A 26,491-nucleotide genomic window follows, 5' to 3' on the forward strand; every position below is an offset into this window, starting at 1 on the left:
CCTTTACCTGTGCATTACGAATTCGGTATGACCTTATAAGCGAAAACCCTAACAAGGGTAAGGGATTACTCTGGATTACCTTGTCCCAGCCAGGTTAAAGGAAAACCCATTTTAACACTGGCATTCTTAATTTCCGGATCACCCGTCACTACAGCAGCATTATTTTTTAACGCCGCAGCAATGGCATAGGCGTCGGCGTAAGACAGGGCATAGGAAGCCTTTACTCTGGCGGCCACCAGCGTTAAATCTTCGTCACCTGCCAAAAACTCAACCGGCCAGTTTTTTACCGTTTCCAGGACCCTTTCAGCTTCTATTTCCCCATATTTCCGGTGTACCCGGTAATATACTTCACCTAAATTTATCCACGTCATGAATAGCCGCACGGTGTTATCCCCGGCCTTTTTTAGTAGCAGAGCTACTTCATCAGCTCCAGTTTCGTCTTCCAGGTAACAAATGACGGCATAAGCGTCAAGGACAAAATTTTTATGGTAACTGCCGTTCATGGTCTGCCTCTAATTTACGTTCTTCCCGCTTATAGGCGGCATGGGTTTTTGTCAATGATTGTTTTGCTTTCAACATGCCTCGCGCCCCTCTAACCGGGTCAGCCGGGGCAGGGGTAATAATGATTTGACCTTCCTTCTCTGTAATTATGGCCCTTCCCGGCGCCTGGAGGCCATATTTTTGGCGTAAATGAGCAGGGATAACCACTTGACCCTTAGCGGAAATCTTCACCGTCGGCATTAACCCTCACCTCTCTTTTGCTTTACCTCTAAATTTATTGTAAAACTTAATGATGAAAAATACAACCTTAGATCTACATTGGTGCGTGTCAAAGGTTTGTAGGCGAGGGCTCTGAAGGCACTGGTTACCAGACGGTAATGGTACCGCATGGAATTAGCCAGGAGTCGCCGAATCTCCGGCAATGCTCCCTGTCTTTCCTGCGGGTAGGGGGAAGAATTTGGTGTAGCTTAATATATTTGGCTTAATATGGAACCTTTTCCGTATGAAGCCATATTATATTATCAAAGAATAAAAGGAGGAGTGATTCCTATGTCTCAAGAGGCTGAGTTGAACACAATTTTTGACAAGATTAAAGATGGTTCACCCGAAAAAAAAGATCCAGCATTGGAAGGGTTGGAGGCCGCCCTCAACGAAATGCAACTCGACGGAGACAAAAAAATTGGCATTGAATTCGAGTGTGGAGATTGTTGCAAAAAAGTTATAAACGGATCCAAATTATTTTTCGTCTTTAATTTTGCAGTTCTGCTTCCGGCACCGGGCGATTGCCTCTTCATGAAGGTTTTCAGTGGTGGTCAACTCGTTGATAAACAGATCATGAGGAAAATCATAATTCCTGTAGGCCGTATTTGTGCTATTGAAATTGAACCCGTGCAAGTGGACCCCTAATCTGAACACCATTGGTATCCCTTAGCATTACAAAGACACCAAAGGCTGTTGACAAGTTAGTAGGTCAACAGCCTTTTTCTTTGCAGGGAAAAAGCCTACAATGCCGGACTACATAGATAAAATTTATGTTCGCCAGGATTGAAAAACACCTGGTCTTAAAGTTTAAAAACCGCCGTAACCAACCGGCCCGTCTGGAGTTATCCCTGTCGGAAGAAACAGCGAACGCCGCAAACTCTTGCGGCGTCTAGCTTTTTTCTGGAGCTGATGGAGGGATTCGAACCCTCGACCTGCGCATTACGAGTGCGCTGCTCTACCCCTGAGCCACATCAGCATTCGTCACAGGTGATATTATAACATCCCCGGGGCGGGGAATCAATACTGCTTCACCTGTGCATGCAGTGTCCAATTGGATACCGGCATAATAGTGGTCTTTCCTCAAATAATCCATCTCACCAGGTTGGCGACCACTTCCCGCAGGACCAGCGGCGGGCGAAACATGGCCGTCCTGCGGACACCGGCGCCGGAGGCTTCTATGCCCAGCCGCCGCGCCTCGGTGATGGCCCGCAGCAGGTGGTAATCATGGGTGACAATAATGGCTTCCTGCCACCCGTACTTTTGCATGATTTTCCTGGCCCCGTCGAGGTTCTCTCTGGTATTGCGTGATTTTACTTCTTCATGGATTACGTCAGGGGGTATGCCGCGGGCAATCAGGGTTAAGCGGGCGGCGGTACCCTCGGGGGTTGGATTCAAGGTACCGGTACCGCCCGTCGTTATTATCGCCGGTGCATATCCCCCGCGAAAGAGTTCTTCAGCCAGGGAAACCCGTTCCAGCAAAGCCGGGCTGGGACTATTCTGCCAAACGGCGGCGCCCAGCACGATGATCACATCGGCACTTCCGGGCTCTAAGTTTCGCCCATACCACTCAATGTAACCATACATCAACCCTGTAGTTATAATAACTACCAGGACTGCCGTAATGATTATCCTTTTTAGCATTGACGGACCTGCTTCCGGTGAATAAGGGCAAGGGCCGTGGGCTGCGGCTATAGCGGCTTATAGCCCGGCAGCCTCCCTTAAGTCCTCTACCTTATCCAGGCGCTCCCAGGGTAGGTCCAAATCGGGACGGCCGAAATGGCCATAGACGGACACCTGCTTGTATATGGGCCGGCGCAGATCCAGGTCGCGGATAATAGCCCCCGGACGCAGGTCGAAGTGGGCCTGGATTAATTCCACCAGCCGTTCGTCACTGATTTTACCGGTGCCGTAGGTCTCAACACTGATAGATACCGGCCGCGCCACGCCGATGGCGTAGGCTACCTGGACCTCACAGCGGTCGGCCAGGCCGGCCGCCACCACGTTTTTGGCCACATAGCGGGCAGCATAGGCAGCCGAGCGGTCCACCTTGGTGGGATCCTTGCCGGAGAGGGCACCGCCGCCATGGCGGGCCATACCACCGTAGGTATCGACAATAATCTTGCGACCGGTGAGGCCGGTATCGCCCTGGGGGCCGCCAACGACAAAGCGCCCGGTGGGATTAATAAAATATCTCGTCCGGTTATCCAGCATCTCTGTCGGAATTACCGGTTTGATGACGGTTTCCAGGATGTCGTCCCTTAAGGTGGCCATCTCGATGTCGGGCCGGTGCTGGGTGGAAATAACAACAGTATCCACCCTTACGGGCCGGCCGTCTTCATATTCCACCGTCACCTGAGATTTACCATCCGGCCGTAAATAGGGCAGGATCCTTTCTTTCCGCACCTCAGCCAACCGGCGCGTGAGATTATGGGCCAGGGCAATAGGCATGGGCATATACTCCGGCGTCTCCCGGGTAGCATAGCCAAACATCATCCCCTGGTCGCCGGCGCCCAGGGTCTCCAATTCATCCCTGGCTACCCCCTGCTTTTTCTCCCAGGCTTCATTGACGCCCATGGCAATATCCGGCGACTGCTCATCAATGGATGTGACCACAGCACAGGTATCGCAGTCAAAGCCAAATTTGGCTCTGGTGTAGCCAATCTCGCGAATGGTTTCCCGGGCCACCCGCGGTATATCCACATAGCAATCGGTGGTTATCTGCCCGGCCACCAGGACCAGTCCGGTACTGACCAGGCACTCGCAGGCCACCCTAGCCAGGGGATCCTTTTCATAAATGGCATCCAGGACGGCGTCGGCAATGCGGTCGGCAATTTTATCAGGATGTCCTTCAGTTACAGATTCGGATGTAAATAACTTGCGTGCCATTTCTTTATTCCTCCCTTTCCGGCCCTGCGCTCCTCCCCGGAAAGCGCGGCAAAGTTGTGACGGCATCCAGGATACGATGGGCCACTTCTAGCTTTGGTAACTGCGGTAATTCTTCCTTACGGCCGCCAGGAAAAAGCAAAGTGACAATATTTGTTTCGCTGCCAAATCCTGCTCCGGGCCTGGTAACATCGTTGGCTACGATTAAGTCCAGCTGTTTCTCCTTGAGCTTTTGGCCGGCGTTTGTTAGCAGGTCTTTCGTTTCGGCGGCAAAGCCGACTAATATTTGTCTTTCTTTCATCCTGCTTAAGCAAGCCAGGATATCCACAGTCGGTTCGAGGTGAATAAATAATTCCCTCTGTTGCCCCTTTTTGATCTTCTGTGTTGCCTTAGCTACAGGCCGGAAATCGGCTACCGCGGCTGCCTTGAGGACTATATCTGCTCCCGCAAACCGCTCCTCCAGGGCGGCCAGCATTTCGGCTGCCGTCTGGACCCGTACCACTTCTACCTCAGGTGGTGGCGGTAGCGGGCTGGCAGTGATTAGCGTCACCCTGGCACCACGCTCCCAGGCCGCCCGGGCCAGGGCATAACCCATTTTACCGGAACTATAATTACCTATGTACCTTACCGGGTCCAGGGGTTCCCTGGTGCCGCCGGCAGTCACCAGCACCACCAGATCCCTGTAATCCTGGGGTGCCAGGGCTCGCCGGCAGGCAGCGACTATACGCTCTAAACTGGCCAGCCGGCCTTTGCCCGTAGTACCGCAGGCCAGGAAGCCTTCCTCCGGTTCAATAATGCCCCAGCCGCGCCGTTTTAATGTCGCCAGGTTTTCCTGGACGGCTGCTTTTGCATACATATTCACATTCATAGCCGGTGCCACCAGGGTGGGACAGTTTACCGCCAGGGCTGTGGTACTCAGGAGGTCATCGGCCAGGCCGGTGGCCAGCTTGGCCAGGATATTGGCCGTCGCCGGGGCAACGAGGAAAAGATCAGCTTTGTTAGCCAGGTCAATATGGGTCAAGGGTCCCCCGCTCCCGGCCCCGAAAATTTCTGTCAGGGCCTGTTGCCCCGTCAGGGTGCTGAAGGTCAGGGGGGCAATAAATTCCGTTGCCCCTGCTGTCATGATCACCCGGACGGTAGCCCCTTCCTGGACCAAAAGCCGGCAGAGCTCGGCCGCCTTGTAGGCGGCAATGCCGCCGCAGACCCCTAAAATGATGGTTTTACCCTCTAAGAACTTCACGCCTTCTTCTTGCCCCACTCATATTTTATCTTGCCCTCAGCAATCTCCATGAGGGCTACCGTTACTGGCTTGGTCCCCTTAGGGTACAGGTTGGCAAACTGTCCTTCTGTCAGCGTCCGCGCCCTCTTGGCGGCCAGGACCGCCAGGGCGTATTTGCTGCCAACTCGCTTTTCCAGTTGATCCAGGGATGGCTGTTTCAATATTTCTTCCTCCCGAAAAGATAAAAACACCCGCAGGAAAACGCTCTTTTATACGTTTTTCCCTGGGGATCAAGGACAAGGATATATTCGCGCTGCCATTTATCGTGGCCACCCGCGTCCCGGTAGTGCTCTGCTGTTATCCGGCCGGAATTTATTCTTCCGCTTCCTCACTTGTATTAATAGGTTCCCGGGAAGACAGGCGGTGGGCCACCGTTTCCGGCTGGACGGCCGACAGGATGATATGATCGCTGTCGGTAATAATCACCGCCCTGGTCCGGCGGCCATAGGTGGCATCAATTAACATGCCGCGGTCGCGGGCTTCCTGGATAATTCGTTTAATGGGTGCTGACTCGGGGCTGACAATGGCTACTATGCGCCGGGCGGAAACAATGTTACCAAAGCCAATGTTAATTAATTTGAGGTCCATATACTCCCCCTCCTTTACCTACTCCACGTTCTGGACCTGTTCGCGCATCTTCTCCAGTTCACCCTTAACCGCTACTACTAGATTACTAATGGCCAGGTCACTGGCCTTGGAGCCGATGGTATTAATCTCCCGCCACATTTCCTGCAGGATAAAATCCAGCCGCCGCCCCGCCGGTTCCGCCCCGGCCATGGCCGTTGCCATTTGCTCCAGGTGACTTAAAAGGCGGATGATTTCCTCGGTGATATCAGCCCGTTCGGCCAGCAGGGCTACTTCCATCTCCAGGCGCCCGGGATCCAGGGCCAGGCCCCCGGTTAGTTCGGCTACCCGCTCTTTAAGACGCTCAGCATACTCCCGGGGTACTTCCGGCGCCCGTTCCCGGATAGCTTCCACCTGCCGACGGACAATGGCGACCCGTTCTTCCAGGTCAGCCTGCAGGCGTTGCCCTTCGGCCCGGCGCATGGCGAGTAAATTCGCCAGGGCTTTTTCTAAAGCTCCGGCTACTACCGGCCAGAGGGTGGCCTCGTCCCATTCCGGTTCGGCAACTTTAACGACCTCTGGCATAGCTAATAGCTTCTCGGCGGTAATATCCGCCGGAATAGCCAGATTTTGCGCCAATTCCTTCAAGGCATTATAATACGCCATTGCCAGGCCCATGTCAACGGTTAGCGGCCGTTTTTCCACATTTTCTTCGCTGATGCTCACCATTACTTCCACGCGGCCCCTGCTGAGGCTATTTTTAATAACCTGGCGTATCTTTTCTTCCAGGGCCGTATAAAGGCGGGGTAGCCGGATCACCACATCCAGGAAACGCTGGTTTACGGCCTTGATCTCTATAATAACAGTCCTGCCGGTGCCGCTGGCTTCACCCCGGCCATAACCCGTCATACTGTTCAGCATGGCCTGCCCCTTCCATTTAAGGAAGGACGCAAAAGTTTTGCGCCCCTGATTGCCATTAAAATTCTACTTTTCCCAAGGCACGCCGCAGGCGTTCAATGGCCTCCTGCATGCGTTCTTTGCTGATGGTTAAAGCAATACGGAAATAACCTTCGCCATAATTACCATAACCGTTACCTGGAGTTATAATCACGCCGGCCTTCTCCAGGACCATCTCGGCAAACCCGGCCGAAGTATAGCCTTTGGGTACCGGCGCCCAGACGTAAAAGGTAGCTTTGGGCTTCTCCAGCTGCCAGCCCAGGGAGTTAAGTCCCTCAACAATGATGTCCCGCCGCTCCTGGTAAATGCGCCGGACTTCAGCAAGACCGTCCTGGGGCCCCGTCAGGGCGGCAATGCCGGCATACTGGACGGCCTGGAAGGCCCCGGAGTCAATATTGGACTTGAGCCGGCCCAAGGCCTCGATGACATCGGCGCGGCCGCAGGCCCAGCCCAGGCGCCAGCCGGTCATATTGTAGGGCTTGGAGACAGAATTAAATTCAATACCCACGTCTTTAGCCCCGGGAGTTTGCAGGAAGGAAGGGGCGCGGTAGCCGTCGTAGGTAATTTCGCTGTAAGCGGCATCGTGGCAGACAATGAGATCGTAGTTTTTAGCGAACTCGACCACTTCCTGGAAAAATTTAAGGTCGGCCACGGCACCGGTAGGGTTATTGGGGTAATTGATAAACATTAGCTTCGCCCGCCGGGCGACATCGCTGGGAATCTCCTTAAGGTCAGGCAAAAAGCCGTTGGCCGCCGTGAGGGGCATAAAGTAGGATTCCCCACCGGCCAGCAGGGTGCCGATATGGTAGACGGGGTAGCCGGGGTCGGGTACCAGGTTGATATCGCCGGGGTCAACATAGCAGAAGGAGATATGGGCGATACCCTCTTTGGACCCAATGAGGGTTACTACTTCTCGGCGGGGATCAAGGTCAACATTGTAAAGGTTGCGGTACCAGTCGGCCACGGCCTGGCGAAAAGACAGCATGCCTACTGAAGTGGGGTAGCGGTGGTTTTCAGGGTTATGGGCCTGTTCCACCAGTTTATCTATGACATGGGCCGGGGTAGGGAGATCAGGATCGCCGATACCCAGGCTGATGATATCAACTCCCTGTTCCCGGGCCACTTCAATTTTTTTCTCAATGCGGGCAAATAAGTAGGGTGGTAACTCGCGGATACGCCTGGCTTCTTGCATAATTTAGCCTCCTTACCAAAATAGCATGCTTTTCAGCGAGGGTTTGTCCTCCCGCCGCTTAAAGCTACGCACCGGTAGAACGATGACTCAGTTCGAACCATTACATCCACCTGCGGTGGTCGTTTTACTCCTCATGGAGGGGGAAATGGCCCCGGAAGACTTCTACTGCTGGTCCGGTCATGTAAACATGGTTATTCTCCCTCGACCATTCGATCTGCAGGTCACCGGCGGCCAGGTGGACCGTCACTTCCCGGTTGCTGCGGCCGGTGAGGACGCCGGCGACGGCGGCAGCGCAGGCACCGGTACCGCAGGCCATGGTCTCCCCGGCTCCCCGCTCCCAGACGCGCATTTTTAGCTCGCCGCGGTTCAGGACCTCGATGAACTCGACGTTGGTGCGCTGGGGAAAGAGGGGGTGGTTTTCTACCGCTGGCCCCACCGTAGTCACGGGAGCCCCCGCTACATCCTCAACAAAAAAAACGCAATGGGGATTTCCCATAGAAACGCAGGTTCCCCGCCAGGTAGTCCCGGCCGCTGTCACCGGCTCATCCACCACCGGTGAACCTTCGCCGGCCATGGGAATCTGGCCCCGCTCCAGGCGAGGCTCGCCCATGTCTACGCGGACACCGGCAACTTTATTACCATTGAGGATCAGCCGGGGCTTTATAATTCCGGCCAGGGTTTCCACCTGGATTTCCGGTCCCCGCACCAGCCCCTCTTCATAGGCATAGCGGGCAAAGCAGCGAATGCCATTGCCGCACATCTCCGGCTCACTGCCGTCGGGGTTAAAAATCCGCATCCTTAAGTCCGCCCGGGCTGAAGGCAAAACCAGGATCAGCCCATCGGCTCCAATACCAAAGCGGCGGTGGCAGACCCGCCGCGCCAGGGTTGGTAAATCGCCCAGTTCTTGTTCTTTTTCTTCCAGGGCGTTTACCAGAACAAAATCATTACCCAGGCCATGCATCTTGACAAAATGCAATGGTAATCACCCTATCATTCGCGGCATTTCATTCTTTTATTTTAGCATTACCTTTTAATTTTTACCACCTTTATTTTACCTTTATTATCTCTGCCAGACCAAGCGCCAGACGGGGACCACCAGGTAGAGGCTGATGACCTGGAGGAGGGTGCGCCACCCGGCTGCCAGTAAAACTATACCCCAGTGGAAGGAGTTTAAGGGTGCTGTTTTAAAAACAACCTGTAGAAAGGGCACGTAAAGTACCAGCAGTTGCATGGTGACTGAGCAGGCTACGGCCAGCACCAGGTAGGGGTTGGAAAAATAACCTACCGCAAAGGGCGAAAGATGTTCCGAGCGACATTCAAAGACGGCGAAGAGCTGGGCCATGACCAGGGTGGTAAAAGCCAGTGTGCGGGCGGTGATTAAATCCCCATCACCCAGGTACAATCCCAGGATAAAAACGGCCAGGGTGGCCAGGCCAATCTGGAGACCCAGGACGACCATACCCTTCCCCAGGCCGCGAGCAAAGACACTTTCCCCGGGCGGGTGAGGCGGCCGCTGCATCAGGCCCGGCTCCTTGTTGTCCACCCCCAGGGCCATAGCCGGCAGGCCATCGGTAACCAGATTCATCCAGAGAATCTGGATGGGTAAGAGGGGTAGGGGCAGGCCGCTGATGGCCGCCACGAACATGGTAAACACTTCCCCGATATTACAGGACAACAAGTAGCGGATAAATTTGCGGATATTATCGTAAATGCCGCGGCCCTCTTCCACGGCGGCCACAATGGTGGCGAAATTGTCGTCGGCCAAGACCATAGCGGCGGCTTCCCTGGCCACGTCAGTACCGCTGCGGCCCATGGCAATACCGATATCGGCCTCTTTAATGGCCGGGGCATCGTTGACCCCGTCCCCGGTCATGGCCACAATATGGCCGTTGGCCTTTAGGGCCCGGACAATGCGCAGCTTGTGGTGGGGAGATACCCGGGCGTAGACATTGACTTTCGGGGCTACCCTGGCCAGCTCGGTATCGTTCAGCGTTTCCAGTTCCCGGCCGTTTAAAACCTGCCCTGCCCCTGCCGGCAGGCCCAGTTCGCGGGCCACGGCCCGGGCCGTTACCTGGTGGTCACCGGTAATCATGACCACTTTAATCCCGGCCTGGTGGCAGACGCGGATGGCCGCCGCCGCTTCCGGCCGTGGCGGGTCTAACATGCCCATTAAGCCCACCAGGATGAGGTTCTTTTCTACCGTTTCTCCTTTTATTTCCGCCCCTGCCTCCAGGTCGCGGTAGGCCAGGGCCAGGACCCGCAGGGCTTGCCCGGCCATAGCTTCATTTTCGGCTCTGATGAGTTCGCGCCGGGTGGCATCCAGGGGCAGGACCCTGCCGTCCACGAGGATACGGTCGCAGAGGTCGAGGATGACATCCGGGGCCCCTTTGACATAGGCCCGTAAGCCCCGGCCCGCCCGGCAGATAACACTCATGCGCTTGCGGTCGGAATCAAAGGGAATCTCGGCTACTCGGTGCTCTTCCCGCTCCAGCCTTTCCCGCCAGAGACCCCCTTTGGCAGCCGCCACCAGCAGGGCGCCTTCCGTGGGGTCGCCGCTGATACTCCAGTTGCCGCCGTTGCGGCCGCCAAACATTTTACTGAAGAAACCGGTCTTTTGTCCCTCACCGGCCTTCTCCCGCCCGTTGCCCCGGCGCAGCCAGCCGCCAATGGTCAGCCCGGCCTTTTGCAGCAGGGCATTATTGCACAGGGCGGCAATGGTGAGCAACATCTTGAGGTCGCCATCCACCGCCACCCGCTGCCCCTGATCCTGGTATTCACCCTGGGGAATATAACCCGTCCCGCTTACCTGGAGGCTGCGGCCACCGGCCCAAACCCGGCGCACGGTCATCTGGTTCTGGGTCAGGGTGCCGGTCTTGTCCGAGCAAATCACTGTCGCACAGCCCAGGGTTTCCACGGCCGGCAGCTTGCGGATGATGGCATTGCGCTGCACCATCTTCTGCACCCCCAGGGCCAGGCAGACGGTGACAATGGCCGGCAGGCCTTCGGGGATGGCTGCCACAGCCAGGCTTACGCCAGCCAGGAACATGCCATAGAGCTCTTCGCCCCGCATGGTACCGATAATAACCACTGTAGCGCAGATGGCCAGGCAAGCCAGCACCAGCCAGCGGCCTAAGGATGCCAGGCGTTTTTGTAAAGGGGTATCTTCATCTTCCACTTCCTGGAGCATTCCAGCAATCTGGCCTACTTCCGTGTTCATGCCCGTAGCTACCACTACGGCTTCCCCACGGCCGCTGGTGATCACCGTTCCCTGGTGGACCATGTTGCGCCGGTCGCCGACGGCTACCGGCCCTCTCAAAGGACCGGGCTCCTTGTGGACCGGTACCGACTCCCCTGTGAGGGCCGCCTCATCGGCCTGGAGGTTAATGGCTTTCAGCAGCAGGGCGTCGGCCGCCACCCGGTCACCGCTTTCCAGAAGCAAAATATCGCCGGGTACGATATCCCGCGCCGGTACCCGCCGGACCTCATTATCCCGCCTGACCCGGGCCTCCGGCGCCGCCATTTCCTTCAAGGCTTCCAGGGAACGTTCGGCGCGGTATTCCTGGACAAAGCCCAGGATAGCATTGATGACTACTATAGCCACAATGGTAATGGCATCGGCCGTTTCCCCGAGGAAGGCTGAAACGGCCGTAGCCGCTAGGAGGACCAGGACCATGAAATCCTGAAACTGGGCCAGGAAAATTCTATAAGGCGGCACCTTGGGTTTGGCCTTGAGCTGGTTGGGACCAGCTTCCTCCAGGCGCCGGCGCGCTTCCGCCCCTGCCAGGCCCCGTTGGCCGTCTGATTGCAAAACCTGCAAGGCCTCTCCAGGACTCAACTGGTACCACAGTCGTGACTGCATTCCCCTCGCCCCTTCTTTCTTCCAGAATCACCATCAGTCTATGCCTGTCCCTGGAAGAAAAGAACAGCCGGGCAGGGAGTTTCCAGTCACCGGGGGGCATGGTATACTATGTGGGAAGGGGCGAGATGTAATGGCTTTTGATGGTCTTTTCCTTGCTGCCATTAAGGAAGAATTAACCGGACTGGTAGGTAGCCGTGTTGACCGCATTTTTCAACCCGAAAAAGAAACCATCATTCTCCACCTGCGTAAAGGTCGCGACACCAGGAAACTCCTCCTCTGCAGCCTGGCCGACCAGGCCCGGGTGCATCTAACGGCGGCCAGCTTTACCAATCCCGTCACACCACCCCTCTTCTGCATGGTCCTGCGCAAACACCTGGAGGGTGGGACCCTAGTGGCCGTCGAGCAGCCGGGCCTGGAGCGGGTCCTGTCATTACATTTCCAGACGACCGATGAACTGGGCCGGCCGGGAACGCGGGTACTGTTAATTGAAATCATGGGCAAGCACTCCAATATCATCCTGCTTAACCCCGATGGCAGCATTATTGACGCCGCCCGCCGTTACACCCATGCCGTCAGCCGCCACCGGGAAGTCCTGCCCGGGCGCCCTTATGTCCCGCCGCCGGCTCAGGTTAAGGCCGATCCCCGCGGCCTCGACGACGAAGCCTTTACCCGCCTCCTGTGGGAAGGCCCCTGGGATACACCCCTGGAGCGCCTGCTGGTGGAGAAACTGGCCGGCCTGGGGCCGGAAACCGCCCGGGAAGTCGTCTGCCGGGCCGGCCTGCCGGCTGGAACAACCATGGAAGGCTGCGGCGAATATGAACTGGCCCGCATCTACCAGGCCCTCCGGGAAATACTGGCGGCTACCGGCCCGGCCGCTTGGCAGCCGGTTGTCGTCCTGGGGCAGGAACGCCGGCCCCTGGCCTTTGCTGCCTTTGAACTTTCCCAGTACCAGGGATTGCCGAGGGAATATTTTTCAACCCCTTCGGCCGCCTGCGACAGTTTTTATCAGGCCCGGCGGGAACGGCAGCTCCTGGAAGGGGCCAGGCGCAGCTTAGAGCATATCCTGGAGCGGGAATTAAAACGCTGCTATAAAAAAGAAGGCCTCCAAGCCGCTACGGTGGCCGAAGCCGCTGATGCGGAAAAATTCCGCCTCGCCGGGGAGCTCATCACAGCCAATATCTACCGCCTGGAAAAAGGGCAGTCTACTTTAACGGCCCCCAACTTCTATGATCCGGCGGGCGAACAGGTGACCATCGAGCTGGACCCGTCTCTGACCCCGGCCGAAAACGCCCAGAGGTATTTCCACCGCTATAACAAGGCTAAGAATGCCGCCCGCCTGGCCGCTGAGCAGCTGGAACAAACCCGCGCCGAGATAGCTTACCTGGAAAGCATCGCCCAGGCCTTGAGCATGGCCGCAACTTTCGACGACCTGGCGGAAATTCGGCGGGAGCTGCGCCAGGCAGGGTACCTGCCGGGAGAAAAGGAAAAAGAAAAGCCGGGAAAAAAGGGTGATAAAAAAGAGACCGCCCGGCCCTCCCGCCCCCTGGAATTTACTTCACCCGATGGTTTTAAAATCCTGGTCGGCAAAAATAATCGCCAGAACGACTGGCTGACCTTAAAATATGCTGCTTCAAGCGATCTCTGGCTCCATGCCAAGGACATCCCAGGCTCCCATGTGATCATCCGTACCGGGGGCCGGGAAGTGCCCGCCCCCACATTGGAAATGGCCGCCCGCCTGGCCGCCCGCTACAGCCGCGCCGGCCAATCCAGCCGGGTACCGGTCGACTACACCCTGGTGAAAAACGTCCGCAAACCCGCCGGCGCCAGGCCCGGCATGGTAATTTACGACCACCAGCGGACTGTTTTTGCATCGCCGGAGGAATAAACAAGCACGAGCCGCCCCGGTGACGTAGCTTTATTCTCCTGGGTGATATTTGCGGCTACTATGACCCCGTCTATACCAGCGTTGCCCTTTTTGTTAACGCGTCAGCACCGTAGGAACTAACTACTATCTTGGGGCTGGGAAAGGTGTTCCGCTATTAAACAGGAGAAGAAGAGCGGAAAAAGCTCCTCTTCGCGGCGGAAATCGATCCCCAGGATTTCGATTATGCGATTTAGCCTGTAGGTCAAGGTATTTCTATGGATGAAAAGCTTCCTGGCGGTTTGCGAGACATTAAGGCCGTTTTGAAGGTAGGTATACAAACACCGGACGTATTCGGTGTTGTTTTTTTCGTCGTATTCTTTCAGTTTCTGTACTTGAGGATGGTAAAGGCTCTTCAGGCTGGTCGAATTGTCCAGGGAGTTCATGATATGGTCTGTGTAATAATCCTGAAAGTAATACCTCCATTTGCGGGGCTCCCTTTTGGCCCCTTCCGTTAGGGCGATTTTACTCTGAATATAAGGATATTTGAGGTTCATAAAGTTATAGAACTCCAGGCTGATCCCGCATATGATGCCGATCCGGGAAAGCAGGTCGTCGAGCTCCCGTAAAAGGACCGGATCGTCGAGAGAGTAGTCCCTTTCCCGGAGGATGGCAATGATCGAATTCTCAAAGGTAAAGATTATGGATTTCCCGATCAGCTTTTTAATGCGGTAAATGTAAGTCCTAAACAGCTTCTCATCCAGGCTCTCTTCGTGAGGTGAGAAATTGAGGATGTAAAAACCGTCTTCGAGGCCCCACTTTCTCTTTTTTAAGTGGTATTCCACCACCTTCTTTTCCACTCCAAATCCGTTGATTAACCTCTCGATGAAGTAAAGGGGTTCTTCTGTTATGTCTGTAAGCTCGCGGTTTTTGGAAAGAGCTAGCTCCATTACGTTTTTCAAGTGATAGACGAGAGATAGCTGGCCCATTGTGAATGGCCTGTTGATGTCGATGAGACCAAAGTTCCCGAAGTGTTTTCCATTGATATTGAGACCGGCTATCATCCGAGTATACCTGTCCGTGGGGGCGCTTTTATAAAAAAATGGTTCTTTTATGGTACGGATCATTTCGCTAATCCTCTTTCGCTCTTGAAAGGGCAGTTCTTCCACGGGGGAATATCCGTACCGTATTACCTCCTCCCAGATGGTGCCCTGGTAGTTCTCCGGCAGTTCCCCTGCAGTCATGATCAGGGCCAGTGAGGCATCGAACAGGGCTATGGGGTTTTCCAGAACAGCGGCACCGATGTCGAATATTTTTTGCAGGGGTTCGTTTTGTATAATAGCATCGATCATCTGCCGGTTCCAGGCGGCGTATTTCTCGAAAATCTCCTGTAAAATATTGAAGACCTCCGGGAGATCGAGGCCAGCGTCTATATTTATAAGATTGCAGGAGAGCTCGTCGAATCGTTTGTCGTCCAGGTGGCCAACACAGACGATGTTGGCATCTGCCGGAAGCTCGCTCATACCGTCTTGCAGTTTTCCCGCCTCAGTTATATAAACATAGTCTCTGGACAGAAGCCGGAGATCCCCTTTCATGATTCTCGCCTGTTTCAGATGGAGATCGATGGTCTCATCGAGTTTTGCCCTGGGGTGGAAGGGTCTCAACTCATCCAGGAGGATATGCATATTGAGGTTCATTATCTTTTTCCTCCTCACCACGTTTTTATATCCCTCCAGTAATTATACCATGCTTTGTGCAAAAATGACGAAAAAACGCGCCCGGTATCTGTTCATTCTGACGGTGATCCGGGACTACGGGCGGAGTTATGATAGATATAAGACCGGGAGACAGACCGGCCGCGGCCTAACCGGATATCCGGGTTGCTCCAGGCCAGATGTGTAAATTTATTTAATTTATCTTAAAAAGGAGATGGGATTATGTATTCACCAAACAGCCCGGTGTACGAAGGCGCTACTCTTTTATTTCCTTTGGGTCCGGGGTTCGTTGTACCTTTTGAATATACTGGATACAAAGATGAGATTCTAGCTTCAAAAACAAGTGCCTGGATTGGACTAAGCCTGATGATGTCCCCGGTTTATGATGTAAAAGGCCCGGATGCGGTGAGATTTTTTAATTCCGTCTGTGTTAACGATTTTACCGCCCTGGGTGATAAAGGAATCCGTCATGCCGTCATCTGCAATGAAAAAGGGCAGATCCTTACGGACGGCGTGGTGATTAAAATTGCAGAAGATACCTTCCGCACCTACTGGCTGAATCCTCCCATCGATTATCTCATTAAAACAAGCGGTATGGACGTAGAAGGCGAAGACGTCAGCGGGCGGGAATACTTTATCCAGATCGCAGGGGAAAAGTCGCTGGAAATTCTGGAGAAAGCCTGCGAGTGCGACCTGCATGATATCAAATTCGCAACTCACCGTATAGCAAAGATGGGTAACAAGGACGTACGGATAATGAGGCTTGGCATGACTGGTAACCTGGCCTATGAAGTTCACGGGCCTATAGAAGACTTTGATGAAGTCTATCAGAGGATCTGGGAGGCAGGCAGGTCGTTCGGTGCTAAAAAACTCGGTTTCCATGCCTATTGCCTGAGCCATACCGAGGGTGGCTTCCCGAATATTAATTTGCATTATCCTCTGCCTTGGTTCGAATCAGATGAAGGTCGTTATGCGGTAGATGGGGGGTTGTCAGCCTATCTGAAAAATCATCCTAATTTAGCTTACTATAATTTAAACCGCCGGCTGTGGGGAAGCGTAGGGGACGACCTGAACGTCCGCTTTGTTACCCCTTATGATGTCGGCTGGGGATACCTTGTAAAGTTCAATCATGAATTTCCAGGCAGGAAGTCCCTGGAGAAGATTGCTCAACATCCCCCGCGGACCGTGGTAACCCTGGAATGGAATGCAGATGATATCGCTGCGGTCTATGCCACTCAGTTCCGGGGCAAGGAAATCGAACCCTGCGAAAGAATCGATGCAGAACCGTTTGATATTGCCTTTGTGGAGAATGTGAGTGCAGGACCTGGGGAGGGATTCATTTACCGGGCGGACTGGGTCATAGCAGACGGTAAACGGATCGGCATCAGCACAGGCCGTATCTGCAGCTATTATTATAATAGAATGATTTCTCTCGGATTTATTGACCCCAACTATGCGGAAATAGGAAAAGAGCTCACATTAATCTGGGGAACCCCGGGTACGCCGCAGAAGGAGATTCGCGTTATAGTTGCTCGCTTCCCGTATATTGATCTGATCCGCAATGAAGACCGGGATGTGGATACGATTCCGCGTTACAGGAAATAGTAATGGGAGAAACGAGAACAGTATTGGTTGGTCCGCCTCCGGCGGTCCGCCAGGCCTGACGAAGATAAGAAAGGCGTTTGGTTAAGCTCATGAGGACCAGGGGCTGCCGGCAGGCAGCCCCTGACTCTATTCAAGCCCACAGGCCATCTGTCGCAGCCTTTTTCCCGGGAAAAATTAGGATTCCGCCACCGGCGTAACCTAGCGCCACTCTGGTATGGGGTAGGAGCCGATCATAAATGCCGGTTGATTATATAATATCCAGGGTTTCTTTAACCTAAGAAAGGCCAGGGTATAGAAACATGACCTCCCTACCCGGCAGAGACAGGGTAGCTAAAGCATGGGGCTTTATTAAGACCTGTTCCGGGAAGCGCTACCCTGCCGGGCTAATTGCTGCCAGGTAACTCCCAGGATGATAAGAACCCCTCCCAGGGCCTGAGCGGGCAGCAATTTTTCCCCCAGGACCAGGTTAGCCAGGACGGCGGTAATTGCCGGTTCCAAGGTACAGATAATAGCAACCCGCTGTGCGCCTATGTATTGCAACCCTTTAGCCATAGCGGTGAAGGCCAGGACGGTAGTGATTAAGGCCAGGGCGGTAATGGCCAGGAGAGCTTGAATATTAAAGGAAAGGTCAAAATCCCCCGTCATCAAAGCTACCGCCAAAAATACCACACCTACGATCAAAGTCATATAAGAATTAAAGGTTCTATGGTCCAGGCACTTGAGCATATAGGCCTGGCCTACCATATAGATGCCGTTGGTCACAGCGGCCAGGAGGGCGGCCACAACCCCTCCTGTGTTCCACCCCCCTGCCGGTACCCCCAGGATTATAATCAGGCCCAAAAAGGTAATGGCCAGGGCTCCGAACGTAGACCTGGTCAGAGATTCTTGAAGAAAGATTGCGGCCAGGATAGCTACAACTGCCGGGTAAAGATAAAAAAGGAGTATGGCTGCTGCGGCAGGGATGAGGCAGAAAGAATAAAAAAGCAGCAACACCGTAACACCCTGCCCTCCTGTAGAGAGGACTACCAGCCGGTAAAAGGTGGTCGTGTCTATTTTCCGGATTGAAGGAGATAATAACAGGTTGCCCCAGAAAAAAACCGCCGCCATGAGAAAACGAAGGGCAAGGACGGTCTGGATGTTGGCCCCGCCGGCATAGGCCAATTTGGCCGCTATCCCTTCGGTTCCCAGGGCAGCCGCGGCCAGGACCGCTAAAAACATACCCCTCATTTCCCTGGAACTACCGCTTAGCTTTACCAATGCTAATCCCCCTGTACTTTAAAAGGCCGGGCCAGGTTTAACTCCTCGAGCGGTTGTTCTCAATCACCTTCCTGCTTCCTGCCTGGAACGGAAGCGAGAAGTTCAGTCACTTCCTCCCGGCTGAAACGATATTTCCGACTGCAGAAGGCGCACCTGGCCTCGGCGCCGCCCTGTTCTTCCAGAAGCCTTTGGAGTTCTTCCTGGCCTAAAGCCAGGAGAATATCCTGCAAGCGCTCCCGGGAACAATCGCAGGCGTAGTGCAAGGGCTGGCGCTCATGGATTTTGAGGGAAAATCCCTGCAAAAGCAGGGCCAGGATATCTTCCGGCGTGTGCCCCCGGGAGATGAGGCGGCTTACAGGGCCTGCCGCCTTAATATTTTTTTCCAGGGTTTCAGCTATTCCTCCGGCAGTTCCCGGCAGGAGCTGCAAAAGATAACCGCCGGCAGCCCCCACCTTTCCGCCGGGTTCTACCAGAACCCCTAAGCCGACGGCTGAAGGTTTTTGTTCAGAGGCGGTAAAATAGTAGGCCAGGTCCTCCCCGATCTCGCCGGAAACAAGCGGCACGCTGCCGTTGTAGGGCTCCTTCAACCCCAGGTCTTTAGCCACATACAGCATTCCCCTGCCTACCGCCCGGCCGACGTCCAGCTTGCCGTCACTCCTTAAAGGCAGGTCTACCCCCGGTTCCGCCACATAGCCTTTGACGCTCCCCGGGCGGGCCACAGCCACAATGCTGCCAAGGGGCCCGTCACCCAGGATACGGATGGTAATGCCCTGACCCTCCTTGAGGGTTGCCGCCATCAAGGCCGCCCCGGTCAACACCCGGCCCAGGGCCGCCGTCGCCGTAGGCGAAGTGTTGTGCAAGTCCTTCGCTTCCTGCACCAGCAGGGTAGTTTGCGCCGCTATGGCCAGGATCTGGCCCTCGCCCGCCGTAGCCCGCACCAGGTAATCCTTCATAACGTTATATAACGTCCTCCATTTCCTCCCCGATGGCCCTGGCGGCGGCAGCCGGGTCGGGGGCAGCCGTAATGGGGCGGCCGATAACCAGGTAGGATGCCCCCTGCTTCAGGGCTTCGGCCGGGGTCATGACCCGGCGCTGGTCGCCCCGGTCGGCTCCCGCCTGGCGCACCCCCGGCGTTACAATGACGAATTCCGGTCCGCAGGCTTCCCGGATAGCCCGGATCTCCCGGGGTGAGGCCACCACCCCATCCAGGCCAGAGTCCCGGGCCAGTCGCGCCCAGCGGACCACCTGCTCCTCTACCTCCCGCTCAATTCCCACCTCGTGGCGCAGAGCTTCCCCATCCAGGCTCGTCAGGACGGTAACGGCAATGAGGACCGGCGCCGGGCGTCCAACTGCGGCAGCTTCTTCCCTGGCAGCCGCTGCCGCGGTCTGCATCATGCTCCTGCCGCCGGCAGCATGGACGTTGAGCATATCCACCCCCAGGCGCACCAGGGCCCGGGCCGCTCCGGCCACGGTGTTGGGGATGTCGTGGAGCTTCAGGTCGGCAAAGACTTTGCCGCCTCGTTCCTTGATCATACGGATGGCCGCCGGTCCAGCGGCCGTGTAAAACTCCAGGCCTACTTTAAACATGCCGACGTAGGGGAAAAGTTGGTCTACCAGCTTTTTCCCGGCTACCAGGTCGGGGACATCTAAAGCGACAATTATTTTATCTCTGGCAGGCATATAAATCATCTCCCGTACTAAAAATGGATAGAACAGGCGCTCTTTAATCTCACTTTATGAACCATTAGTTCAAAAAGCGGAGTAAAAGCGGAGTGGGTGTGGAGATAGTCCGGCGGCCGGACCAGGCAATTAAGCGATTTGCCGGCACGTTTGGGTTAAGTGCGGGATACATACTCCTGCAAAGGTTTAAGTTCAAATTCATCCCCGGCCTGCAGGGACTGGAGCACTTTCAGCAGGGCCCGGGCCGTGTCCAGGGAGGTCAGGCAGGGGATACCCAGTTCGGCTGCGGCGCGGCGGATCTTAAAGCCGTCCCGGCCGGGCATCTTGCCCTTAGTCAGGGTGTTGAGGACGAAGTGTATCTTCCCTTCGCGGATATAATCCAGGATATGGGGCGAACCCTCGCGGATCTTCCCCACCCTCTCCACAAAGAGCCCGGCCGCGGCCAGGGCGCCGGCCGTGCCGGCGGTAGCCACCACCTTGAAGCCCAGTCCGGCAAAACCCTTGATGATGGGTACCGCTTCCGCCTTATCCTTATCGGCAATGGTGGCCAGCAGGGTGCCCTGGCCGGGGATGGCGCAGCCGGCAGCCACCAGGCCTTTATAAAGGGCCCTCTCATAGACGGGATCAATGCCCATAACTTCGCCGGTGGACTTCATTTCCGGTCCCAAGGAGGTATCCACCTGGAGGAGCTTGCCGAAGGAAAAGACGGGGACCTTCACGGCGGTAAAATCCGGTGGCGGCATTAAGCCTCCCTGGTAGCCCTGCTCAGCCAGGCTCTGGCCCAGCATAATATTGGTGGCCAGGGCTACCATGGGCACGCCGGTAATCTTGGATAGATAGGGCACCGTCCGGCTGGAGCGGGGATTGACCTCCAGGACATAGACCTCCCCCTGGTGAATGACAAACTGGATATTGAGGAGGCCGCGCACCTGGAGGGCCCGGGCCAGCTGTTCGGTATAGGAAACAATTTTTTCCGCCACTCCCGGTGGTAAGCTGTGGGCCGGGTAAATGGCAATGCTGTCGCCGGAGTGGACGCCGGCCCGCTCGACGTGTTCCATAATGCCGGGGATAAGGACGGTCTCACCGTCACTGACGGCGTCCACTTCCACCTCGGTCCCCGGCAGGTATTTATCCACCAGGATGGGGTGTTCTGGGGCCACCCTGACGGCGGTGGTGGCATACTCCAGGAGTTCGCCCTCACTATGGACGATCTCCATGGCCCGGCCGCCCAGGACGTAGGAAGGCCGCACCAGCACCGGGAAACCGAGTTCTTTGGCAATCCTCGCCGCCCCGGCTACGGAAGTCGCCGTCCCGCCCCGGGGCCGGGGGATGTGGAGTTCATTCAGCAGGGCGTCAAACTTTTCCCGGTCTTCGGCCCGGTCAATATCGGCCACCGTAGTACCCAGGACCTTAAAGCCCGCATCGGCCACTACCTTGGCTAAGTTGATGGCCGTCTGGCCGCCGAACTGGACAATCACCCCTTCCGGCCGCTCCCGTTCCAGGACGTTCAAGACATTTTCCGGTGTCAGGGGTTCAAAGTAGAGGCGGTCTGAGGTATCAAAATCGGTGCTGACCGTTTCCGGGTTGTTATTGATCATTATGGGATGCACCCCGGCGCGGCGCAGAGCCCAGGCGGCATGGACCGAGCAGTAGTCAAACTCGATCCCCTGGCCGATGCGAATGGGCCCTGCTCCCAGGACCACAACCTTGCGGCCGTCCAGGGGCCGCACCTCGTCTTCGACATCGTAGCTGGAATAGTAATAGGGCGTAACGGCTTCAAACTCGGCCGCGCAGGTATCCACCATCTTAAAGGTAGGCCTGATCCCCTCTTCCTGCCGCTGCCGGGCAATGGCCGCCGGCGGCAGGCCGGTAAAGTTAGCAATCTCTCCATCGCTGAAGCCCATGGACTTGGCGCGCCTTAAGGTAGCCCTATCCAGGGTAGGACCTGCCGCTATAAGTTTTTCTTCCATGGCGACAATGGCTTCAATCTCGCCTAAAAAATACGGGTCAATGCCGGTGATTTCATGGATGGCAGCAATGGTCCAGCCCCGGCGCAGGGCTTCGGCAATGACAAACAGGCGCTCGTCGTCGGCCTCGGCCATTTTGCGGCGCAGGGCGCCGTCGCTGAAACGCTGGAAGGCCGGCACCCTTAAACCATCGAGTTTTAATTCCAGGGAGCGAATGGCCTTTAAGAGGGCGCCGCTGAAGGTGCGGTCAATGGCCATTACCTCCCCGGTGGCCTTCATCTGGGTACCCAGGAGGCGCTCGGCCAGGGAGAATTTATCAAAGGGAAAGCGCGGTATCTTAACGACGACATAATCCAGGGCCGGTTCAAAGCAGGCTTTAGTCTCCTGCGTGACAGCATTGGGAATCTCATCCAGGGTCAGGCCCAGGGCGATCTTGGTGGCCACCCGGGCAATGGGGTAGCCGGTAGCCTTGGAGGCCAGGGCGCTGGAGCGGCTGACCCGGGGATTGACCTCAATGACGTAATAGCGCATACTACCGGGATCCAGGGCGAACTGGATATTGCAGCCCCCTTCGATCCCCAGGGCGCGGATGATTTTTAGAGCTGAACGGCGGAGAAGGTGGTACTCCCGGTCGGAAAGGGTCTGGGAAGGGGCGACGACGATGCTGTCGCCGGTATGGATGCCTACCGGGTCAATATTTTCCATATTGCAAACGGTAATGCAGTTATCGGCCCCGTCGCGGATGACTTCGTATTCGATCTCCTTCCAGCCGGCGACGGAGCGCTCCACCAGGACCTGTTTGATGAGGCTAAGCTTCAGACCCTTCAGGGCAATGGACTCCAGCTCTGCCTCATTACGGGCCACCCCGCCGCCGGTACCGCCCAGGGTATAGGCCGGCCGCACAATGATGGGGTAACCGATTTCCCCGGCAAAGGCCAGGGCTTCCTCGACCGTGTTGACAATCCGGCTCTCGGGTACCGGCTCCTCCAGTTCCAGCATCATAGCCTTGAACTGCTCCCGGTCCTCGGCCCGCTGGATGGCCTTTAAAGGCGTCCCCAGCAGCTCTACCCCGGTTTCCTCCAGGACGCCGGCTTCGGCCAGCTCCAGGGCCAGGTTCAACCCCATCTGCCCCCCCAGGGTGGGGATCAGGCCGTCGGGCCGCTCCTGGCGGACAATCTTGGCTACAAAATCCAGGGTCAGGGGTTCCAGGTAAACGCGATCGGCCATGTCCCGGTCGGTCATGATGGTAGCCGGGTTGGAATTGACCAGGACAACCTCCATCCCTTCTTCCTTTAAAGCCCGGCAGGCCTGGGTGCCGGCGTAATCAAATTCCGCCGCCTGGCCGATAATAATGGGCCCGGATCCTATGACCATGATCTTTTTTAACCCCGGTTTAACCGGCATCTCAGTGGCCCTCCTTTCCCAGGTTGCCATCTACCATCTGGATAAATTCATGGAAAAGGTACTCTGAATCAGTCGGTCCCGGCGAGGACTCGGGATGGTACTGGACGGAAAAGATAGGCAGTTGCCGGTGGCGCAGGCCCTCAACGGTGCCGTCATTAAGGTTGACGTGGGAGACGGCCACTTCTCCCGGCAGGGATTCGGCCCGGACGGCGTAGCCGTGGTTCTGGGAGGTGATGTAGACCCGGCTGGTACTTAAATCCTTGACCGGGTGGTTGCCGCCCCGGTGACCGAAGGGGAGCTTATAGGTATCGCCCCCCAGGGCCAGGGCCAGGAGCTGGTGGCCCAGGCAGATGCCCATCATGGGTACTTTGCCCAGGAGTTCCCGGATGGTAGCCACCCCGTAGGGGACATCCTTGGGGTCGCCCGGGCCGTTGGAAATGGCCACCCCGTGGGGCCGGGCGGCTAAAATTTCAGCCGCGGTACTCCGGGCCGGCATGACAATGACCGTACAGCCCACGCGGTGGAGCCAGCGAATGATATTCTCTTTGACACCGAAATTATAGAGGACGATGCGGCGCTCGCCGCCCTCAACCGTAAATGGTTCCTTATTGGTCACGGCCGGTACCAGTTTGGGCCCGCTTAAAGGTGGCTCCGTGGCGGCCAAGGCCTTTAGCGCCTCGATATCAACCTCCCCGGTGGCCAGGATACCCCGCATGGTACCGTGGTGGCGCAGGTGCCGCGTGAGGGCACGGGTATCCACCCCCTGGAGGGCCGGGATGCGGTTTTCCTTTAAATAATGGTTAATGTCCCCGGTGGCCCGCCAGTTGCTGGGCCGCGGGCAGGCTTCATGGACGATAAAGCCGGCTACCTGGGGGCGTTGGGATTCCCAATCCTCAGCGTTAATGCCGTAGTTGCCAATCAGGGGATAGGTAAGGACGACAATCTGGCCGCAGTAAGAGGGATCGGTCAGGATTTCCTGGTAACCGGTCATGCTGGTATTGAAAACCACTTCCCCATGGCAGCGGCCGGGATAACCTAAGGCCTCACCGGTAAAAACCGTACCGTCTGCCAGCACCAAAAACCCTTGCACCGGCGTTCACTCCTCTAAAAATAACGTTTCGATATCTTCTTGCAGGAGAGGTTAGGTTCCTTCGCCAAATTATTTGCCTTCGTGGCGGGGTTGTTGGCCCTCATAAGTCAATCCTCTATGACCTTCCCCTGCTCCATAACGATGCGGCCGCCGACGATGGTCGCTACCGGCCAGCCCTTTAGCTTGCGGCCATGCAAGGGCGAGTTATGACCCAGGGAGTAAAATTCGTTGACATTGACTTCTTTCTCCAACTCCGGGTCAATGATGGTCACGTCGGCAACTCCCCCCGGCGCCAGGTTGCCCCCGGGTACATTTAAAATCCAGGCCGGGTTCACCGTCCAGGCCCTGATGGCCTGCAGCCAGGTTAATTTGCCAGGTAGAATCAGCTCCGTCACCACCAGAGGGACGGCCGTCTCCAGGCCCACCATGCCGAAGGGAGCGTAATCGTATTCTACATCCTTATCCTCATCGGCGTGGGGAGCGTGGTCAGAGGCGATGGCATCAATCTCACCGGCCGCCAGGGCTGCCACCACGGCCGCCACGTGGTCCGCCGGCCGCAGGGGCGGGTTGACCTTGGTGCTGGTGTCATAGCTCTGGACCAGTTCGTCCGTCAGGCAGAGGTGATGGGGTGTAACTTCAGCCGTTACTTTAACACCTCGCATCCTGGCTTCTTTGAGGAGACGGACGGAACCGGCCGTGCTGACGTGGGCCAGGTGCAGCCTTCCTCCTGTAATTTCCGCCAGGATAAGATCCCGGGCGACCATCACCTCCTCCGCCGCCGCCGGTATCCCCCGAAGGCCCAGGATAGTAGACAAAATGCCTTCATGCATGAGACCTTCGTTAGCCAGATCGGTATCTTCACAGTGGCTAATTACCGGCAGGTTGAACATTTTGGCATACTCCAGGGCATGCCGCATGACCAGGGCGTTCATTACCGGGTGGCCGTCGTCGGAAATAGCTACTGCGCCGGCCGCCGCCAGTTCCCCGATTTCCGCTATCTCCTTACCTTCCAGCCCTTTGGACAGGGCACCTACGGGATAAACCCGGACTACCCCTTCCTGCCGCGCCTTTTCTTTGATAAAGGTTATGACGCTGGCGCTGTCGGCCACGGGATTGGTATTGGCCATGCAGGCCACGGCCGTAAATCCCCCGGCAGCCGCCGCCCGGGTACCGGTGGCAATGGTCTCCTTCTGCTCGTACCCCGGTTCGCGCAAATGAACATGCATATCAATGAGACCAGGGGTAACAATCTTTCCCTCGGCAGGAATTACCCTGGCCCCCGCCGGGGCTGTGATGTCGGCTTCCAGGGCAACTATTTTATCGCCCTCAAGTAACAGGTCGCGCCGGGCGTCCAGGTTTTGGGCCGGGTCAATTACCCGCCCGCCTTTGATTAAAATGGCCATCAGTTGGCACCTCCAATCAGCAGGTAAAGCAGGGCCATGCGTACGGCCACGCCGTTGGTAACCTGTTCGTTGATGGCTGCCTGCAGGCCGTCGGCTACCGCCGGGGCAATCTCCACGCCGCGGTTCATGGGACCGGGGTGCAGCACCAGGGCGCCGGGCCGGGCGAGTTTGAGACGCTGGGGGGTCAATTCGTACAGGCGGGCGTATTCCCGCAGGGATGGGAAGAGGCCCTTCTTCTGCCGCTCCTTCTGGATGCGCAGGACGTTAATGACATCCACATCTTTGAGGGCTTCTTCGGCGTTGTAGTAAACCTTGACGCCCAGCTTTTCGACCTCTGGGGGCATCAGGGTCGCCGGGCCGACTACCCGCACTTCGGCGCCCATCTTGGTCAGGCCCCAGATGTTGGAACGGGCCACGCGGCTGTGGAGGATGTCCCCCAGGATGGCCACCTTCAAGCCCTTGAAGCCGCCCAGCTTTTCCTTGATAGTAAACATGTCCAGCAGGGCCTGGGTGGGATGCTCGTGCATGCCGTCGCCGCCGTTTAAAACCGACGCTTCAATAGTACGGGCTAAAAGCGCCGGGCTGCCGGCAGCACTGTGGCGGATGATGACGGCGTCGGTACCCATGGCCGCCAGGGTACGGGCCGTATCCCTTAAGGACTCGCCCTTCTGGATGCTGCTGGTGGCGGTAGCGATGCTCACCGTATCGGCGCCCATGTACTTGGCCGCCAGCTCAAAGGAAGTCCGCGTCCTGGTGCTGGGTTCGTAGAAAAGGGTAACCACCAGCTTGCCCCGCAGGGTAGGGACTTTTTTAATATCGCGGCCGAGGATCTCCTTCATAGGGCCAGCCGTCTCCAGGATGAGTTCGATTTCTTTTGCCGTGAGGTCCTTTAACCCCAGCAGGTCCTTGTGCTGTAAGCGCAAATCAAATCCCTCCGTTTCCCGGGCATAAAAAACTCCTTATCAGCTTACCGGCTAATAAGGAGGACCGCTGTCGCCCGTCCTTATTAGCCT

Annotated in this window: 22 protein-coding genes and 1 tRNA gene; 3 read left to right on the forward strand and 20 right to left on the reverse strand. The window is 56.4% G+C overall.

Annotated elements, in window-relative coordinates; all coding sequences use genetic code 11:
* Nucleotides 1-65 precede the first annotated feature (65 nt).
* Complete coding sequence (locus tag MOST_RS09415; protein ID WP_054938309.1) at nt 66-503, reverse strand: type II toxin-antitoxin system VapC family toxin; 438 nt, start codon at nt 501-503, stop codon at nt 66-68.
* Nucleotides 484-741, reverse strand: a complete 258-nt coding sequence (locus tag MOST_RS09420; protein ID WP_054938310.1) for an AbrB/MazE/SpoVT family DNA-binding domain-containing protein — start codon at nt 739-741, stop codon at nt 484-486. Before MOST_RS09420 ends, MOST_RS09415 begins: the two co-directional genes overlap by 20 nt.
* 309 nt (nt 742-1,050) lie before the next feature.
* Here MOST_RS09420 and MOST_RS09425 point away from each other — a divergent pair, with 309 nt between their 5' ends.
* On the forward strand, nt 1,051-1,407 hold the full coding sequence (locus tag MOST_RS09425) for a hypothetical protein (protein ID WP_054938311.1): 357 nt from the start codon (nt 1,051-1,053) through the stop codon (nt 1,405-1,407).
* Nucleotides 1,408-1,663: 256 nt separating this feature from the next.
* Here MOST_RS09425 and MOST_RS09430 read toward each other — a convergent pair.
* The 10 genes from MOST_RS09430 to MOST_RS09475 form a co-directional block, all read right to left on the reverse strand.
* Nucleotides 1,664-1,738 (reverse strand) — tRNA-Thr (locus tag MOST_RS09430).
* 104 nt (nt 1,739-1,842) lie between these two features.
* Nucleotides 1,843-2,403: a YdcF family protein gene (locus MOST_RS09435; RefSeq protein WP_054938312.1), complete on the reverse strand. Its 561-nt coding sequence runs from the start codon at nt 2,401-2,403 to the stop codon at nt 1,843-1,845.
* Between the two features lie 57 nt (nt 2,404-2,460).
* Entirely contained in the window at nt 2,461-3,648 is a 1,188-nt protein-coding gene (metK, locus tag MOST_RS09440; RefSeq protein ID WP_054938313.1) for a methionine adenosyltransferase, read from the reverse strand.
* Between the two features lie 4 nt (nt 3,649-3,652).
* Nucleotides 3,653-4,885: a bifunctional phosphopantothenoylcysteine decarboxylase/phosphopantothenate--cysteine ligase CoaBC gene (gene coaBC, locus MOST_RS09445; RefSeq protein ID WP_054938314.1), complete on the reverse strand. Its 1,233-nt coding sequence runs from the start codon at nt 4,883-4,885 to the stop codon at nt 3,653-3,655.
* The gene (gene rpoZ, locus MOST_RS09450) at nt 4,882-5,085 is read right to left on the reverse strand and encodes a DNA-directed RNA polymerase subunit omega (RefSeq protein ID WP_054938315.1); all 204 of its coding nucleotides are present in this window, start codon (nt 5,083-5,085) and stop codon (nt 4,882-4,884) included. The genes coaBC and rpoZ overlap by 4 nt, the downstream gene beginning before the upstream one ends.
* A gap of 151 nt (nt 5,086-5,236) precedes the next feature.
* Nucleotides 5,237-5,512: an extracellular matrix/biofilm regulator RemA gene (gene remA / locus MOST_RS09455; RefSeq protein WP_054938316.1), complete on the reverse strand. Its 276-nt coding sequence runs from the start codon at nt 5,510-5,512 to the stop codon at nt 5,237-5,239.
* An 18-nt stretch (nt 5,513-5,530) separates the two neighbouring features.
* Nucleotides 5,531-6,409, reverse strand: coding sequence for a YicC/YloC family endoribonuclease (locus tag MOST_RS09460; RefSeq protein WP_054938317.1), 879 nt, complete (start codon nt 6,407-6,409; stop codon nt 5,531-5,533).
* 55 nt (nt 6,410-6,464) lie between these two features.
* Nucleotides 6,465-7,637 carry an LL-diaminopimelate aminotransferase gene (locus tag MOST_RS09465; protein WP_054938318.1) on the reverse strand — a complete coding sequence of 391 codons (1,173 nt, stop codon included), beginning with the start codon at nt 7,635-7,637 and terminating at the stop codon, nt 6,465-6,467.
* 124 nt (nt 7,638-7,761) lie between these two features.
* Nucleotides 7,762-8,613, reverse strand: a complete 852-nt coding sequence (dapF, locus tag MOST_RS09470) for a diaminopimelate epimerase (protein ID WP_054938319.1) — start codon at nt 8,611-8,613, stop codon at nt 7,762-7,764.
* An 84-nt stretch (nt 8,614-8,697) separates the two neighbouring features.
* Nucleotides 8,698-11,496 carry a cation-translocating P-type ATPase gene (locus MOST_RS09475; protein WP_054938320.1) on the reverse strand — a complete coding sequence of 933 codons (2,799 nt, stop codon included), beginning with the start codon at nt 11,494-11,496 and terminating at the stop codon, nt 8,698-8,700.
* Between the two features lie 130 nt (nt 11,497-11,626).
* Between MOST_RS09475 and MOST_RS09480 the strand changes: the two genes are divergently transcribed.
* Complete coding sequence (locus tag MOST_RS09480) at nt 11,627-13,381, forward strand: Rqc2 family fibronectin-binding protein (RefSeq protein ID WP_054938321.1); 1,755 nt, start codon at nt 11,627-11,629, stop codon at nt 13,379-13,381.
* Nucleotides 13,382-13,497: 116 nt separating this feature from the next.
* Here MOST_RS09480 and MOST_RS09485 read toward each other — a convergent pair whose 3' ends face one another.
* Complete coding sequence (locus MOST_RS09485) at nt 13,498-15,054, reverse strand: PucR family transcriptional regulator (RefSeq protein ID WP_083476860.1); 1,557 nt, start codon at nt 15,052-15,054, stop codon at nt 13,498-13,500.
* Nucleotides 15,055-15,294: 240 nt separating this feature from the next.
* Between MOST_RS09485 and MOST_RS09490 the strand changes: the two genes are divergently transcribed.
* Nucleotides 15,295-16,677: an aminomethyltransferase family protein gene (locus MOST_RS09490; RefSeq protein WP_054938324.1), complete on the forward strand. Its 1,383-nt coding sequence runs from the start codon at nt 15,295-15,297 to the stop codon at nt 16,675-16,677.
* Between the two features lie 348 nt (nt 16,678-17,025).
* Here MOST_RS09490 and MOST_RS09495 read toward each other — a convergent pair whose 3' ends face one another.
* From MOST_RS09495 to MOST_RS09525, 7 genes are all read right to left on the reverse strand, one after another.
* A complete protein-coding gene (locus MOST_RS09495) occupies nt 17,026-17,934 on the reverse strand; it encodes a DMT family transporter (RefSeq protein ID WP_054938325.1) in 909 nt (302 codons plus the stop codon).
* A 59-nt stretch (nt 17,935-17,993) separates the two neighbouring features.
* A complete protein-coding gene (hslO, locus tag MOST_RS09500) occupies nt 17,994-18,887 on the reverse strand; it encodes an Hsp33 family molecular chaperone HslO (protein ID WP_054938326.1) in 894 nt (297 codons plus the stop codon).
* A gap of 4 nt (nt 18,888-18,891) precedes the next feature.
* Nucleotides 18,892-19,614 carry an orotidine-5'-phosphate decarboxylase gene (gene pyrF / locus MOST_RS09505; protein WP_208974892.1) on the reverse strand — a complete coding sequence of 241 codons (723 nt, stop codon included), beginning with the start codon at nt 19,612-19,614 and terminating at the stop codon, nt 18,892-18,894.
* A gap of 155 nt (nt 19,615-19,769) precedes the next feature.
* On the reverse strand, nt 19,770-22,985 hold the full coding sequence (gene carB, locus MOST_RS09510; RefSeq protein WP_054938328.1) for a carbamoyl-phosphate synthase large subunit: 3,216 nt from the start codon (nt 22,983-22,985) through the stop codon (nt 19,770-19,772).
* A 1-nt stretch (nt 22,986) separates the two neighbouring features.
* The gene (carA, locus tag MOST_RS09515; protein WP_054938329.1) at nt 22,987-24,075 is read right to left on the reverse strand and encodes a glutamine-hydrolyzing carbamoyl-phosphate synthase small subunit; all 1,089 of its coding nucleotides are present in this window, start codon (nt 24,073-24,075) and stop codon (nt 22,987-22,989) included.
* A 107-nt stretch (nt 24,076-24,182) separates the two neighbouring features.
* The gene (locus MOST_RS09520; RefSeq protein ID WP_054938330.1) at nt 24,183-25,478 is read right to left on the reverse strand and encodes a dihydroorotase; all 1,296 of its coding nucleotides are present in this window, start codon (nt 25,476-25,478) and stop codon (nt 24,183-24,185) included.
* Nucleotides 25,478-26,401 (reverse strand): aspartate carbamoyltransferase catalytic subunit, encoded by a 924-nt coding sequence (locus MOST_RS09525; protein ID WP_054938331.1) that lies wholly within the window; start codon nt 26,399-26,401, stop codon nt 25,478-25,480. Before MOST_RS09525 ends, MOST_RS09520 begins: the two co-directional genes overlap by 1 nt.
* Between the last annotated feature and the right edge of the window lie 90 nt (nt 26,402-26,491).

The organism is Neomoorella stamsii (genome assembly GCF_002995805.1).
In the GTDB taxonomy this organism is placed as follows: domain Bacteria; phylum Bacillota; class DSM-521; order Neomoorellales; family Neomoorellaceae; genus Neomoorella; species Neomoorella stamsii.